Source organism: Pyxidicoccus sp. M6 (assembly GCF_055568925.1).
This window is the reverse complement of sequence record NZ_CM145714.1, coordinates 10,379,072-10,393,330: the sequence shown is the minus strand read 5'-3', so window position 1 is coordinate 10,393,330 and position 14,259 is coordinate 10,379,072. Positions and strand designations below refer to the sequence as shown.

Sequence of the window (14,259 nt, the reverse complement as noted above, 5' to 3'; positions counted from 1 at the left end):
CTCCCTTCCGTGTGCGTCAGTCGTTCTTCGCGATGTAGTTGAAGACGGCCGCGTAGAACTCCTTCTCGTCGAAGGTGTCCACGCCCAGGCCAATCACATCCAGGTGGTCCTGGTTGATGAGGGACGACGAGGACGTCATCTGCAGCGAGCTGGGCGCGTTGATGTTGGACACGTAGCCCAGCGCGCTGTCGATGCTGAGGCTGTTCAGCACGAACAGTTGGTCGGTGTAGCGGAGCCGGTAGCCCATCTGCTGCGAGTTGATGCCCACCAGGCCGTCGTCATCGTCCTCGGCCTTGAGGCCGTCGCCCTTGCCGGCGGCGCCGTCATTCTCACAGTCGTCCAGGCAGTACCCGTCGCCGTCGATGTCGAAGAAGAAGCCGCGCAGCAGGTACAGGGCGGGATTCACGCTGAGGCCGGACTGGGCCGTCAGCACCGACGCGTAGTGGGACGCGTAGTTGCTGCTGATGGGGTAGTTCACGTTGAACTGCTTCGCGCCCGTCACCTTGCCGTCGTTGGCGTCGTAGTCGTTGTAGACGAGCGCCTTGGTGGCCGCGTAGCCGTCATTGCCCGACCCGTAGACGACGTTGCCGTAGATGCGGAAGAGGGCGTCGATGACGCTGGTGACGCCGGGGCCCAGGTCCAGGATGAACTTGGCCACCGGCGAGCCACGGTGCGGCGAGGAGATGCTCAGCAGCACCTTCACCACCGTGCGGCCCTTGCGCTCGCGCAGCACGCGCGCGGCCTTGCGCGCGTCGATACCGCCCTGCGAGTGGCCCACGAGGCTGACGTACGAGACGCCCTTCGTGGCCATGTAGCCTTCGATTTCGTCCGCCAGCTGCAGGCCGCGCACGTCCGAGCTCTGGAGCGGCTGCACCGCGGCGACGAAGGACTGCTGCCCGCTGTCGATGTCGCCGTTGCAGGTCACCTCGAGGAACTCGTTGCACGGGTCCCCGACGAAGGTGCCGTAGTCATCACCCCAGTAGTCATAGCCGAGGATGTTGTCGAAGCCGCCCAGGCCATGGGCGAAGACGACGGGATAGGTGGTCTTCTCCGCGGCGGCCGAGGCCGGCGAGGACACACCGAGAAGTCCCACGGCCAGCGCGGCCAGGAACAGGGAACGCTGCTGCTGCATACGGGCTCCTTCGTGCGGGGGAAACGAAGCAACTGCGCACACTGCGGCGGCATGTGTCCGGTGAGACATATCCAGACGCATTCCCGCCTTCCTGAACAGGGTGGCGAGAACAGAACACCCGGAGTGTTAGTGCCCGTGATTGATTTGTCAGTCAATACAGTGCGGCGTGTTATCGCGTGGCGCTGTGCGTCAGGGGACAGGTGTCTCGCACCGGGGCGCGATATCGCGCGACGCGTCAGGAGACAGGTGTCTCGTACCGGGAGGCGATATCGCGCGGCGCGTCAGGAGTTGTGGCGCGACGTGTCGCGACGCGCAATGTGTTTGGCGTGCTGCGTCGAGATGGGTATTTCTCCCCACTTCTTCGCGGGGGCTGCGTGCGACAGTCTCACGCGGCGTGGCCCCGCCATGTCGTGCGCCGGGGAGGGAGATGGACTGGAAGCACTGGTTGAAGTGGAGGCCGTGGAAGCGGCGCGTGGCGGAGGCTGGGGCCGCGACGCCAGCCGTGCCACCGGATGAGCATGCGGCGCTGCGGGAGCTGCTGTTCGCGGACGAGCCGCTGGACGGAGTGGCGCGCTTCGTGCGCGAGCAGGAGGCGCTTGGCGGGGGCGTCAGCTCGTTGTGGAGGCGTCTGGCGGGTGTGGCGGAGCTCGTGGCGCGCAGAGAGCACCCGCGAGCCGTCGAGGAACTGCGCCGACTGATGGACGACGAGGGGCACGATGCGCGCTCCTGCTTCCAGTTCTGGAACTTCCTGCGTCAGCTGGGGGAGGTACCCGCGCCGGACATCGCCACGCGCGTGTTGGGGCTCGTCGTCGAGCATGCGCGCCACGGGGCTCCGGAGATACTGGCCGCGTACTGGGACGGTAACGCGCGGCTGCTGGACGCGAAGGGCGCCTTCCGAATCTTCACGAAGCCCGCTCCCGCCGTGGTGGACCACATGCGCAGCGACCTGAGCGTGTGCCGACCGCTGGCGGAGGCGACGCGCCCCGCGAGCAGCCCGAGGTCCGTGCCGCCCGTCGGCTCGCGGGGCCGCGTCACCGTGCTCACGCCCGCGGGCCTGCGCGTCCGCGAAGGCGAGTGGGAGAAGTTGCGGGCTGATGAGCTCAGCGGCCCCGTGCTCCAGATGGCGGACGCGCTGCGCGAGCGACTGATGCAGGGAGTCGCGGAGATGGGGCCGCCGACTGAGCTGGGGGTGATGGCCTCGCCGGGACCTGATGGTCCGGACGGGGAGGGCGGTCCTGTGGTGCATTGAAGACACGGTGAGTCGCCCGGATGGAGCCGCACCGGGCGGCGACGTGGGGCCATGCCTGTGTCCAGGTGTGAGAAGCACGGTCGGGTGTGTCGGCGGTGCTCCACCTGCCCGCCTCCAGTCTGGGCGACAGGACGCCATTCCAGAGGACGCGAAGTTCTTCCGGTTGGGAGAGCAGACGGACCGGCTCATCATCCGCTCGGACCTGATGGAGCGGCTGAAGGCGGAGGGCTGCACGGGCCTGAGCCTGCGAGCCATGGGCGAAGACCTGCACTGAAGGAAGGCGTGGGCGGGGCCAGTCACGCGAGCCAGTGACGGCCCCGCGGACGGAAGGCTCCCTCGTGTCAGCGGCCTCTGGTAGCGTCCGACGCAGGAGGTTGAGCCTGGATGTCCCTACCTGTCTCGTGGGTGATGGCGTGGTTGGTGCTCATGGGGGCGGCGGCCCCCGGGCAGCCTCGCGAGGGCGGGAGGCAGAAGGCGGAGCAGGTCATCATCCTGCGGGGCGATGAAGGACCGGCCTCGTACGTGCTCCGTGTGGCGCCGGAGGCGGCGACGCTGGTGCTTTTCGGCATGCCCTTGCTGCGAGAGGAGGTGGACCTGCGGCCGCTCAAGTCCTTCGAGCGCGCTGAAGTCACGGAGCGCTCCCTGGTGCTCCGGCCCGCGGTGGCACTGCCCGCCGATGCGCCCTTGCGGCTCACGGTGCGCTTCGCGGACGGCCGGCTCCCACGGCAGGTGGAATTCACGCTGACGTCCGCGCCAGACGTGGTGGACACGCAGGTGGAGGTGCGGCGCGCGGTGGAGCCGGAAGCACAGCTCGCCGCCGAGCTGACGAAGCTGCGCGGGCTCTGTGCGGCGACGGAAGCCGGGCTGGCTCCGCTGCGCGCCCGCTGTGCCCGCGCGGGGCTGGCCGGTCTCTTCGTGTCCGGAGAGATGGACCGCGAGAAGGGCGTCAGGGCCTACCGTCTCGAAGCAGAGCCCGTTGCGCTGGGGGTCACGCAGAAGAAGTTTGCCACCGTCTTTCGCACGGGGGACACCGTCATGGTCGGACTGAGACTGGAGAACCCTTCCGGTGGGGCGCCGTGGGTGGCGGGGCCGGCGCGGCTGGTGCGGTTTGATGTACGTGGTCAGTCCCTGGGCGAGGCGCAGCGAGTGCCTGTCCTCATGGAGCCGGAGCGGCTGGCTCCCGGAGGAAGCGCGTGGGTGGCGGTGCAGTGGGAGGAGCCGCCCGGGGCTCCCGCCGCTGCGGTTCGGTTGGAGGTGGTGGACGAGAGTGGACGAGGCGTCCGGTGGGAGCGGCTGGAGCTGCAGCCACCGGTGGTGGCCGTCCCCCGGCCACCGCGTGGTGTGAAGGAGGCGCCATGAACGGAGCCGGGCATGGCGCGGACGAGTCCGTGCAGGTGCTGTCGCCGCTGGCGCTGCCCGAGGGGACGCAGGTGGGGCGCTGGCGGGTGGTGCGGAAGGTGGGCCAGGGAGGCTTCGGCACCGTGTACGCGGTGCGAGAGGCGGGCGTGCCCACCGGCCCCTGTCATGCGCTGAAGCTGGCGCAGGTGCCAGAGGATGCGGGCTTCGGCCGGGAAGCAGAGGCGCTGCGGCGGGTACGTCACCCCGGCGTCGTGCGGCTGGTGGAGGCGGGGCGGTGGCAGGCACGGGGAGCGGGCTACCCCTACCTGGTGCTGGAGTACGTGTACGGCGAGGGCCTGTACCGCTGGGCCTGGCTGCGCAACCCAACCGCGCGCCAGGTGGCCGGCCTGCTGCTCCAGGTCGCGGAGGCATTGGGGGCCGCGCACGCGCTGGGTGTGCTGCACCGCGACTTCAAGGGCGGCAACGTGGTGGTGCGCCCGGATGGGCGCGTGGTGGTGCTGGACTGGGGCGCGGGTCTGCACCCTGAAGCCACCGCCCTCACCTGCACCGCGCGCGTGCCGCCGGGCACGCCGCTGTACTACAGCCCCCAGGTCCTGCGCTGGCGCATGGGCGCGATGCGCGGTGGGGGAGGGCGCTACCCGTATACGGAGGCGGACGAGGCCTACGCGGTGGGCGTCACCTTCTACCGGTTGCTGGCCGACGAATACCCCGCGCCTCAAGTGGCAAGGGTGGAGCTGGGAGACGGTCTGGAAACGCTCGAGCCGCGTCCGCTGGTCCTCCTCAACCCTCGCGTGCCTCCGCCGCTGGCTGCCCTCGTCATGCGGTTGCTGACGCCCCGTCCGGAGGCGCGTCTGGGGCGCATGGTCGAGCTGGCCACGGAGCTGTGCCGGATGCTGGAGGACGCGGGCGTTGCGTGGGACGAGCCCCTCTTCGAGTGGTATGGCGGCCCCGGCAGCCGCTCTCGCACCACCGACGACGGCGGCGTGTGGGGGCCGCTGGCGCCCGGGCATGAGGCCGCCCTGCTCAGGGACAGGATGCATCGGCCGGACCTGTTGGCGGACAAGGCCGCGGAGCGCTGGTTGCGGCGCCGTCACCCCCAGGCGCTGGCCACGCGGGAAGCCAGTGTGGCGGAGCATGGGCTTGACGGGGCGAAGGGGCTCCCCGAGGACTCCCGGCCGGTGGAGGCGGGAGAGCCGGCGGCGGTATCCGGCGGACGCAGGGCCCGGCGTGGGGGGCAGGTGGCCCTGTTGCTGGCGGTGGGGCTCGCGGGGGCGCTGGTGCTGGAGCGCGACAAGGTCCCAGCAATCTCCTCGGGAGAGGACGCGACGGACTCCAAAGTGGCGCCCATTGTCGGGCTCCCCCATTCTGCCGGCGCCGGGGAGGCCCCAGCTTCTCCTCCGTCACGTCCGCCCCAGGAGCAACCCATGCCCACTCCCTCTGCCCCTCCCGTTCGTGCGCCGGGCCTCGTCTCCACCCTCAAGCGCGGCGCGTTGGCCTGCGGCGCGGCCGCTGCCGTGGCCTGCTCCGGCCCCCAGGTGCGCCCCACGCCCGGCACTGCCTGCCCCGACGGGGCGCTCGAGGCCATGAGGAAGCTCGGCCTCGAAGAGGGGCAGCAGGTCGACATCTACGTGCGCGCGGGCAAGCCCGGCCGTCCCGGCACCCCGCTGTTCGTGCGCGACGGGGACATCGTCAGCGAGGTCTTCGAAAGCTCCTCGCTTCCGGACGGTACCCTCATCGAGGGGCGGCTGTGGACGAGGGGGGAGACCGTCATCGGCCGCTACACGGCGCTGGAACTGCCCAACGGGCGGCGCTACCCCGTCTGCCTCGTGCTGTGCGATGAGGACGGCTGTACCAAACATTCCCAATCAACCGAGGACGCCCCGGCCATCGGGCATGCCGCGGTCTTCAAGGTGGTGGACGTCTTCCCCTGAGCCGCCAGCGACTGTTGATGTAAAGCCTCTTGCCAGAACGGGCCTCCCGGCGCGAGGACGCAAAAGCAGATGCTCGGGACGTTCCAGGTCGTTCCGTTCCTACCGCCCCCATGGGTAGCCTGCTGACTGTCCCGACGCGGAAATCCCTCCGTGAGGGCGGCAAAGGAGCCCGCACGTCATGGCCGGACCGAAGGCGCCCGCGAGCGAGGGTGAAGTCCTCCTGCACGAAGGCGGTGTGACGTACTCGCTCGTGAAGGACCTGGGGCTGGACGCGCAGGGGATGGACCTCTTGTTGGCGCGGCGAACCTCGGCAGGGACGGACGAGCCGCGCCTGCTCACGCGCCTGTCATTCCCCGAGGACCTCACGTCCTCGCCGGAACAGCTGCGGGCGCGGCGGCGCCTGGAGGAATCGGTCCGGCTGGCTACCTTCCTGCGCCATCCGGCCATCGCGCGGGTATACGGACTGCATGCCGTGCCCGGCGCGCTGTACGTGGAGCAGGAGTACGTGCGCGGCCTCTCCGTGGACGACCTCGTGACGGTGGCCCTGTCCCGGGGCCGCGCCTTCCCTGAGTCCTTCCTCGTGCACGTGGGGCTCCAGGTGGCCGAGGCGCTCTCCGCCGCGCACGCATGCCGGGACGCGCGGGGCACGCCGCTGGGCCTTCTCCACTGCCATCTCCACCCATGCCTCATCTACGTGGAGCCGGGCGGCGCGGTGAAGGTGATGGACTTCGGCCTCGCCGGGGTTCGGCTCCCGGGCCGCGTGGAGGCTCCGGCGCCTCCTCCGCGCGGCGCGCTCTTCTTCTGCGCACCGGAGGCCCTGTTCCTGGAGGACGTGGACGCGCGGGCGGACCTCTTCTCGCTGGGCGCGGTGCTGCTGGAGCTCGCCACGGGCCGCAACCTCTACAACCGCCCCGACGTGGTGGAGACCCAGCTGAGGAAGCGCCTCAGAAAGCAGGAGCGGGCGCGCATCGCGAAGGGACTGACAGCCGCCTCCGCCGCGGGGCTATCGCCCGTCACATACCCCCAGGTGGCCCTGCAGGCCGCTACCTTCGAGCCCGAGGACGTCGAGCGCCTCGCGGCGCAAGTGTCGCCTCCGCTGAGAGTCATCCTCGCCCGGCTGCTGCGGCGCGACCCGGAGGAGCGCCATGCCACGGCGGAGGCCCTGGCCGCCGACCTGCGCGCGCTGCGCGAAGAGCAGGGCCCGTGCACGGACGCCGACGCGGCGGAGGCCGTGCGGCGGGCCCTGTCCGGGGCGGGGCGGAGGCTCGTCGACTCCGAGCTGGGAGGCGAGCTTCGCGACGCGCTCGCCCCGGACGAGGTCAGCACCGGGCCGTGACGGCACACGCCACCGGCCCGGGCTTCACGGCTACAGCTCGACGGGCGTCTTCTGGATGCGCCAGATCTCCTCGGCGTACTGCTTGATGGTGCGGTCCGAGGAGAAGATGCCGCCGCGGGCGACGTTGATGATGCACTTCTTCGCCCAGCCATCCGTGTCCTGGTACGCGCGGACGACCTCTTCCTGCTTCGCCATGTACGACATGAAGTCGGCGAGCACGAAGTAGCGGTCCTCGTCGAGGAGGCTGTCCACCAGCGGCTTGAAGAGGCTCTTGTCCTCCGGCGAGAAGAAGCCCGAGGAGATGAGGTCCAGCGCCTCGCGCAATTCCAGGTGCCGGTTGTACTCGTCACGCGGGCGGTAGCCCTCGCGCTTGCGGGCGATGACCTCGTCGGCGGTGAGGCCGAAGAGGAAGAAGTTCTCGTCGCCCACCGCGTCGCGAATCTCCACGTTGGCGCCGTCCAGCGTGCCCAGCGTCAGCGCGCCGTTGAGCATCAGCTTCATGTTGCCGGTGCCGGAGGCCTCCATGCCCGCCGTGGAAATCTGCTCGGACACGTCCGCCGCGGGGATGATGCGCTCGGCCAGGCTCACCCGGTAGTTGGGCGCGAACACGACCTGCAGGCCCGTGGTGCCCGCGTCGCTGTTCACCACCTCGGCGATGCCGTTGATGAGGCGGATGGTCAGCTTCGCCAGGTGGTAGCCCGGCGCCGCCTTGGCGCCGAAGATGAACGCCCGCGGGTGGATGATGGAGGACGGGTCTCGCCGGGCCTTCATCCACAGCGCCACGATGTGCACCGCGTTGAGGAGCTGGCGCTTGTACTCGTGCAGACGCTTGATCTGCACGTCGAAGATGGCGTCCGGATTGAGCTGCACCCAGCGCAAATCCCGGATGTGCTGCGACAGGTCCTCCTTGTTGGCGCGCTTCACCTCGCGGAAGGCCTTGCGGAACGCCGGGTCCTCCGCGTGCGGCTCCAGCTTGCGGAGCTGGTCCAGGTCCGTCGCCCAGCCATCGCCGATGCGCGACGTAATCAGCTTGGACAGACGCGGGTTGCACCACGCCAGCCAGCGGCGCGGGGTGACGCCGTTGGTCTTGTTGTTGAACCGCTCGGGGAACATGGCGGCGAAGTCCGGCAGCACGTCCCGGCGCAGCAGGTCCGTGTGCAGCGCGGCCACGCCGTTGACGCTGTGGCTGCCCACCACCGCGAGGTGGGCCATGCGGATCTTCTTCTCCGGGCCCTCCTCCACGAGGCTCATCCGCCGCATCTTCTCCATGTCGTACGGGTAGCGGATTTGAACCTGGCGCAGGAAGCGCTGGTTGATTTCGTAGATGATTTCCAGGTGGCGCGGCAGCAGCCGCTCGAAGAGCGTGGCCGGCCACTTCTCCATCGCCTCGGCCAGCAGCGTGTGGTTGGTGTAGCCGAACACCGCCTGCGTAATCCCCCACGCCTCTTCCCAGAGCAGGCGCTTCTCGTCCACCAGCACGCGCATGAGCTCCGCCACGCCGATGGCCGGATGCGTGTCATTGAGCTGGATGGCCGCCTTGTTGGGGAACTCCCTGAAGTCGGAGTGGTTCTTCAGGTAGCGCCGGACGATGTCCGCGATGGAGCAGGCGACGAAGAAGTACTGCTGCTTGAGGCGCAGCTCCTTGCCGGCCTGGAAGGCGTCGTTGGGGTAGAGGACCTTGGAGATGACCTCCGAGTCGTTCTTCTCCACCACCGAGCGCTCGTAGTCGCCCGCGTTGAACAAGAGCAGGTCGAACTCTTCCGAGGCGCGCGCCTGCCACAGGCGCAGCGTGTTGACGGTGTTGTTGTGGTAGCCGGCGATGGGCGTGTCATACGGAACGCCAATCACCGTCTTGCCGCCCACCCAGCGCGCCACGGGCCGGCCGTCTGGGCCCTGGTGGTGCTCCACGCGCCCGAAGAATCGCACCGGCACGGCCTTCTCCGGCCGGACGATTTCCCACGGGTTGCCGAACTTGAGCCACTCGTCGGCGCGCTCCACCTGGTAGCCGTCGACGATGTCCTGCGTGAAGATGCCGAACTCGTAACGGATGCCGTACCCCATGCCGGGGTAGGAGAGCGTGGCGAGCGAGTCCAGGAAGCACGCCGCCAGGCGCCCCAGGCCGCCGTTGCCGAGGCCGGCGTCGGGCTCCATCTCCAGCAGGTTGGTGAGGTCCACGCCCACTTCGCGCATGGACTCCGCCGCGGCCTCGTGCATGCCCAGGCTCAGCAGGTTGTTGCCGAGCGCGCGACCCAGCAGGTACTCGGCGGACAGGTAGTACGCGCGCTTCACGTCCTGCTCGTAGTACGTGCGCGCCGTCTTCACCCAGCGGTCCGCGAGACGGTCTCTCACCGCGAGCGACAGCGCCATGAAGCGGTCATGCGCGGTGGAGGTCTCGTAGTTCTTGCCACGCGAGTAGCGGACATGGTCCAGGAAGGAGCGGCGCAAGCTGGTCGCGTCGCTTCCCGTGCGGCCGCTGTCATCGTTCGTTCCCGCCTGCGCGGCACGGGGCTGCGTGACAGGGGTCTGCGCCTTCAAGGGTTCAGCCATCGGGTAGGAAGTCCTCCGGAAGACCTTCATTTATCGCGATTGGAGCCAATCGCTCCACTGCTGCGTCATGACTCTGCTAGAAGACGCCTGCAAGGTCAGCGGGCCTGCACGCCTCAGCACGGAGATTCCTCCTCGATGCCCAGCGACAAGAGCGAACTCGCCCAGCGGATCGCGCTGACGCGTCCCGAACACACCGTGCGGGGCTTCATCTTCAACTCCATCCTCGGCCTCGTGTCCCGGCAGGCGGGCAGCGAGGCCGTGGCCCGGCTGCAGGAGTTGGTGAAGATGAAGAGGCCCATCGACTTCTTCTCCTATCCTGCAGCTGACTTCCTGCGCCTGCTCTACGCGGCGGTGGACGTGCTGGAGCCGTTCCACGCCTCCGTGGATGATGCCTTCCGCGCCTGTGGCGCGGCCACCGTGAGCGGCTTCTTCGAGTCCCACGTGGGCAACACGCTCATCAAGCTGGTGGGGCGGGGAGACCCGAAGCGGGCCTTCGCCAGCACGTCCACTGTCTACCAGACGCTGGTCAGCTACGGCTCGCATGACTGCGAGCCCCTGGACGGCCGGCGGGTGATGATTGTCTTTCGCGGGGACATGCAGCCCATGCGCTTCCACGAGGGCAGCCTGAGGGCCGCGCTGGTGGCCGTGGGCGGCGGCCAGCAGAGCGTGGTGGAGGGGACCTCCCGCGCGCTGGACCACTCGGAGTTCCTGCTGCAGTGGTAGTCAGGTGGCGTCCTCGCCGGGCGGCCGGCCTCAGCCCCGCCGTCCGGCCCAGAAGAGGTTCGTGTCCGAGGCGTCGCTCGTCAGCTCGAGCGTGGAGAGCCCGCGCTCCGGGCTTCCTTCACAGAGCACCTGGAGCTCACCCCGCTCGCGGTGCAGCACGCGCCAGTCTCCCACGTACTCCATGAAGGCGCGCCACGGGTTGCGCGCGTGGAGGTTGGTCAGCAGCACGCGGCCGCCGGGCGCCACCAGCGGCGCGAGGATGTCCAGGAAGCGCTCGGCGACAGGGGCCTTGAGGTAGTCCAGGAGCCCGGCCACCACGAGCACGTCGTGCCCTTCCGGGTGGCGGAGCCGCTCCAGCAACTCGCGCTGCCGCAGGAGCTGGTAGGTGGACACCTCGACGTAGTCCACCGTGGGCGGCGGAGCGACGCCCGGGCCGGAGCGGCGGGTGAGCACCTGGAACTGGCGGCGGCAGTGCTCCAGCGGCGCCGGGTCGAAGTCGCAGAGGGTGAAGTGGCCCGAGGCACCGGCGGCGGCGTACTCGCGCAGCGTGTGCTCCGGCCCGCAGGCGAAGGAGAGGACCCGCAGCGGCCGGCCCACCTCGCGCTCGTGCTGGCGCAGGTGCTGGAGCACCCACGGCGGGCGGGCGCGGTGCGCGCGCGCGGGGCCGCACTGGAGCGCGTAGTTCGACAGCAGGCGGGCGAAGGTGGAGACGCCCTCGTCCTGCTCGTTGAAGATCATCTCCACCATCAGGTAGTCCCCGGGGTAGCCCAGGGGCTTGTCCGCGGCCCGGCGGATGAAGGGGCACTGGAGGAAGACGGGCTGCACGCGCGCGTGGTGGTGCTCCAGCGCGGCCTCGCGCTCCTCCTCGGAGAAGCCGGCGTCCAGCTCCGTCAGGTGCGCGTAGGCCGCGTCCAGGCGGGTGGTGAGCACCGGGAGGTAGCGTCGCAGGGCCTCCGCCTGCTCGCGCTGGAGGGCCCGGCGTTGCTCCGGGTCCCTGGGGAATCGCGACAGCCGGGCCGGCAGGCCGTGCGAGAGCTCCTCGTCCAACCCGAGGAGCTCATTGTGGAGCTGCTCCGACAGCGCGATGAACTCGGCGACGGAGGACATACGGCTCCTTTATGTGAGAGGGCTTATGGCTGCGTGGGGGCGACGGGGGCGTGGGGGGCCTGACCGGCGACGGCGGCCACGGACACGGCCTCCATCTGCGCGGCGAGCTCATGGGCCTTGGCGAGGAAGTCCGGCAGCAGCGACTTGGGCAGCGGGTCCGCGCGCGGGAAGACCTGGTTGAGCGGGTTGACGTAGCCGCCGTTGCGCTTGAGGCCGAAGTGCAGGTGCGGCCCGGTGGAGCGGCCGGTGTTGCCGGAATAGGCAATCACCTGCTTCTGGCGGATGCGCGCGCCGGCGCGGATGCCGTCGCCGAAGCGCGACAGGTGCATGTACTGCGTCTCGAAGCCATTGGCGTGGCGGATGACGACCATGTTGCCGGCGGCGCCCGCGTTGCCCGCCTGCGTCACCGTGCCGTCCGCCACCGCCCACACCGGCGTGCCAATGGGCGTGCCGTAGTCCACGCCGTTGTGCGCCTTCATGTACTGGAGCACCGGGTGGAAGCGGCTGCCGAACCTGCTGGTGACGTGCGCGTACTTGAGGGGGCTCTTGAGGAAGGTCTTCTTCGCGCTGGCGCCGTCCTTGGTGAAGAAGTTGGGCTGGCCGTCCGGCAGCAGGTAGCGGAAGACCTCCTTGTTGCCCACGAGGCCGCCCGCGTAGGTGGCCGCCAGCACCTCGCCGTAGCGCAGCACGCGGCCCTTGGAGACGAACTTCTCCACCAGCGCGCGCGCCCGGTCGCCCTTGCGCACGTCGCGGTAGAAGTCGATGTCCCAGGCGAACACGTCCGCCAGCACCATGCCGATGGCCGGGTCCTCGCCCGCTTCAATCGCCGCCTCGTACAGCGAGGAGTTGATGTCCAGCGTGACGACGGACACCTGCTTCTCCACCTCGATGGAGCGCTTGCTGCCCACGTACTTCTCGCCGTCGCGGCGCACCTGCCACTCGTCCACCAAGCTCTGGCGGTAGTCGAAGAAGTCCAGCTCGCCCTCGCGCATGACGAGCCGGAACTGGTCCCCCACGCGCGACTTGCGGAAGTCGAACACGCCCTCCAGCGCGGAGATGACGGCCGTCACCTGTGCGTCCGGAAGCTGCGCGTCGTGCAGTGCCTGGGCCAGCGTCTGTCGCGGCTCGATGCGGCGGTTCTTGATGACGTAGCGGGTGGCGGCTTCGGAGGCCGAGGCCGCCAGCAGGGCGAGCAGGCAGAGCAGGGGGGCGATTCGCATGGGGCGGAAGCCGAGTGTAGTGGACACTCGCGCCCATGCCCAACTGCCGTCCCAACAATTCCCGCGCTCGCCCGCTGGCCTGCCCGGGAACCCGCCGGGTAGGGCTTCCCGCGGGGCCCTACATGAAATTGTTACCGCATTGCTGAAGGGCCCGTAGGCACTACAGCTCGACCTGCTTCTCCGAGTGCGTCGTCCCGTCGAAGCGCAGCATCACGCCCTTGTTGTCGTACCGGGTGACGATGTTGACGGGGCGCCGCCAGAGGGACTGGAGGTTGCGCAGCGTCTCGCGGGCGTAGTCGCCCTTGAGGTCCTGCCCGTCGTGCTTGTGCGCGAGCAGCAACTCCGCGCGATTCTCATGGTTGCCGTCCACCACCTCGATGATGGGCTGCCCGAAGTTGGTGAGCCCCTGGAGGAGCTTGCTCTTCACCTTGCGGAACTCGCGGTCCATGATTTCCCACGAGTTGCGCTTGTCGTTGAAGCCATACACGAAGAGCTTCTGCTCCATCGCGAACTCGGGCGTCAGGAACGTGTCGATGAAGGTGATGTCGTTGTAGTGCTTGCGGACCTCGAAGATCTTCTCGCGGCCGGCGCCCAGCTTCTTGTCCCAGGAGCGGCGCGCGCGGAGGTCATCGCACTCGTCCCACTCCTTGCCGAACCGGCCCTTGTTCCACCGGTCTTCAATGTCCCGCCACAGCTCGATGCCGAGCTTGTAGGGATTGATGGCGCCGGGGCGCGTCCCCATGGTGCCCGAGTGGTGGTCCGCGTAGTCGATGATTTCGTCGTCCTTGAGGGCCCGCCGCGTCATGATGGTGGAGTGCCAGTAGCTGGCCCACCCCTCGTTCATGATTTTCGTCTGGCCCTGGGGCGCGAAGTAGTAGGCCTCGTCGCGCAGAATCGCGAGGATGTCCGACTCCCACGGCTCCAGCGGTGCGTGCTCCAGCAGGAAGAGCAGCACGTCGCGCTGCGGGCGCTCGGGGAACTTCTTCGCGCGCAGCTTCTCGTCCTCCACGCGCTTGCGCTGTGAGTCGAGGAACTCGGAGGGGTTGATGAAGCCACGCATGTACTCGCGGCCCACCTTGAAGCCCTCCACGCGCTCGTTGGCTTTGACTTCCTCCTCCGCCTTCTTCGGGTCCGGGTTGCGCCGGATGTGCGGCGCGTGCTGGTCGATGAGGTTCTCGAGGCTCAGCGTCCGGTCGATGAAGTCTTCGACTTTTTCCACGCCAATCTTGTCAATCCACCGGCGCACGCGGGTGGCGTGATTGGCCATGTCATCAATCATCCGGCGGTTGGTGTGCCGGAAGGAGAAGTTGTTCTTGAAGAAGTCGCAGTGCCCGTAGACGTGGGCCATGACGAGCTTCTGGTCCACCTCCGGGTTGCTCTCCATCAGGTACGCGTAGCAGGGGTCGTTGTTGATGACGAGCTCGTAGATTTTGCTCAGCCCGTACTCGTACCCCTTCGCGAGCTGCTCGTACTCCATGCCCCAGCGCCAGTGCGGGTAGCGCGTGGGGAAGCCGCCGTACGCGGCCACCATGTTCATCTCGTCGTAGGACACCATTTCAAAAATGGTGTCGAAGAAGTCGAGGCCGAACTCCTTGGCATAGCCGTGGATTTCGTCCCTGAGCGCGGCGAGGCGGGGTGTCAGGCTCTTGGGCATG

General features: G+C 68.8%; 11 protein-coding genes. 6 read left to right on the top strand and 5 right to left on the bottom strand.

Annotated features, from left to right (window positions below; translation table 11 throughout):
* Positions 1-16: 16 nt before the first annotated feature.
* Positions 17-1,132 carry an esterase/lipase family protein gene (locus ACVTJA_RS40810; RefSeq protein WP_465828652.1) on the bottom strand — a complete coding sequence of 372 codons (1,116 nt, stop codon included), beginning with the start codon at positions 1,130-1,132 and terminating at the stop codon, positions 17-19.
* A 427-nt stretch (positions 1,133-1,559) separates the two neighbouring features.
* On the opposite strand from ACVTJA_RS40810, the gene ACVTJA_RS40805 reads away from it, so the two are divergent.
* The 5 genes from ACVTJA_RS40805 (at position 1,560) to ACVTJA_RS40785 (ending at position 7,007) form a co-directional block, all read left to right on the top strand.
* Positions 1,560-2,381 (top strand): hypothetical protein, encoded by an 822-nt coding sequence (locus ACVTJA_RS40805; protein WP_465828650.1) that lies wholly within the window; start codon positions 1,560-1,562, stop codon positions 2,379-2,381.
* 67 nt (positions 2,382-2,448) lie between these two features.
* Entirely contained in the window at positions 2,449-2,655 is a 207-nt protein-coding gene (locus ACVTJA_RS40800) for a hypothetical protein (protein ID WP_465828648.1), read from the top strand.
* A 110-nt stretch (positions 2,656-2,765) separates the two neighbouring features.
* Positions 2,766-3,740, top strand: coding sequence for a DUF2381 family protein (locus ACVTJA_RS40795; RefSeq protein ID WP_465828647.1), 975 nt, complete (start codon positions 2,766-2,768; stop codon positions 3,738-3,740).
* Entirely contained in the window at positions 3,737-5,671 is a 1,935-nt protein-coding gene (locus tag ACVTJA_RS40790) for a serine/threonine protein kinase (protein ID WP_465828646.1), read from the top strand. The genes ACVTJA_RS40795 and ACVTJA_RS40790 overlap by 4 nt, the downstream gene beginning before the upstream one ends.
* Positions 5,672-5,849: 178 nt before the next feature.
* Entirely contained in the window at positions 5,850-7,007 is a 1,158-nt protein-coding gene (locus tag ACVTJA_RS40785; RefSeq protein WP_465828644.1) for a serine/threonine-protein kinase, read from the top strand.
* A gap of 30 nt (positions 7,008-7,037) precedes the next feature.
* Here the strand turns inward: ACVTJA_RS40785 and ACVTJA_RS40780 are convergent, their stop codons facing one another.
* The gene (locus ACVTJA_RS40780) at positions 7,038-9,554 is read right to left on the bottom strand and encodes a glycogen/starch/alpha-glucan phosphorylase (RefSeq protein ID WP_465828643.1); all 2,517 of its coding nucleotides are present in this window, start codon (positions 9,552-9,554) and stop codon (positions 7,038-7,040) included.
* Between the two features lie 135 nt (positions 9,555-9,689).
* Here ACVTJA_RS40780 and ACVTJA_RS40775 point away from each other — a divergent pair, with 135 nt between their 5' ends.
* Positions 9,690-10,277 carry a TIGR02265 family protein gene (locus tag ACVTJA_RS40775; RefSeq protein WP_465828641.1) on the top strand — a complete coding sequence of 196 codons (588 nt, stop codon included), beginning with the start codon at positions 9,690-9,692 and terminating at the stop codon, positions 10,275-10,277.
* A 30-nt stretch (positions 10,278-10,307) separates the two neighbouring features.
* Here ACVTJA_RS40775 and ACVTJA_RS40770 read toward each other — a convergent pair whose 3' ends face one another.
* From ACVTJA_RS40770 to ACVTJA_RS40760, 3 genes are all read right to left on the bottom strand, one after another.
* Positions 10,308-11,384, bottom strand: coding sequence for a methyltransferase domain-containing protein (locus tag ACVTJA_RS40770; RefSeq protein WP_465828639.1), 1,077 nt, complete (start codon positions 11,382-11,384; stop codon positions 10,308-10,310).
* Positions 11,385-11,407: 23 nt separating this feature from the next.
* Positions 11,408-12,604 carry a peptidoglycan DD-metalloendopeptidase family protein gene (locus tag ACVTJA_RS40765; RefSeq protein ID WP_465828637.1) on the bottom strand — a complete coding sequence of 399 codons (1,197 nt, stop codon included), beginning with the start codon at positions 12,602-12,604 and terminating at the stop codon, positions 11,408-11,410.
* A gap of 160 nt (positions 12,605-12,764) precedes the next feature.
* Positions 12,765-14,258 (bottom strand): SpoVR family protein, encoded by a 1,494-nt coding sequence (locus ACVTJA_RS40760; RefSeq protein WP_465828636.1) that lies wholly within the window; start codon positions 14,256-14,258, stop codon positions 12,765-12,767.
* Between the last annotated feature and the right edge of the window lies 1 nt (position 14,259).

What these genes read in the sequence shown, in the direction of transcription:
- ACVTJA_RS40785 (WP_465828644.1), top strand. Translation starts at nt 5,850, where the DNA reads ATGGCCGGACCGAAGGCGCCCGCGAGCGAGGGTGAAGTCCTCCTGCAC.
- ACVTJA_RS40770 (WP_465828639.1), bottom strand. Translation starts at nt 11,384, where the DNA reads ATGTCCTCCGTCGCCGAGTTCATCGCGCTGTCGGAGCAGCTCCACAAT.
- ACVTJA_RS40795 (WP_465828647.1), top strand. Translation starts at nt 2,766, where the DNA reads ATGTCCCTACCTGTCTCGTGGGTGATGGCGTGGTTGGTGCTCATGGGG.
- ACVTJA_RS40805 (WP_465828650.1), top strand. Translation starts at nt 1,560, where the DNA reads ATGGACTGGAAGCACTGGTTGAAGTGGAGGCCGTGGAAGCGGCGCGTG.
- ACVTJA_RS40810 (WP_465828652.1), bottom strand. Translation starts at nt 1,132, where the DNA reads ATGCAGCAGCAGCGTTCCCTGTTCCTGGCCGCGCTGGCCGTGGGACTT.
- ACVTJA_RS40780 (WP_465828643.1), bottom strand. Translation starts at nt 9,554, where the DNA reads ATGGCTGAACCCTTGAAGGCGCAGACCCCTGTCACGCAGCCCCGTGCC.
- ACVTJA_RS40775 (WP_465828641.1), top strand. Translation starts at nt 9,690, where the DNA reads ATGCCCAGCGACAAGAGCGAACTCGCCCAGCGGATCGCGCTGACGCGT.
- ACVTJA_RS40765 (WP_465828637.1), bottom strand. Translation starts at nt 12,604, where the DNA reads ATGCGAATCGCCCCCCTGCTCTGCCTGCTCGCCCTGCTGGCGGCCTCG.
- ACVTJA_RS40760 (WP_465828636.1), bottom strand. Translation starts at nt 14,258, where the DNA reads ATGCCCAAGAGCCTGACACCCCGCCTCGCCGCGCTCAGGGACGAAATC.
- ACVTJA_RS40790 (WP_465828646.1), top strand. Translation starts at nt 3,737, where the DNA reads ATGAACGGAGCCGGGCATGGCGCGGACGAGTCCGTGCAGGTGCTGTCG.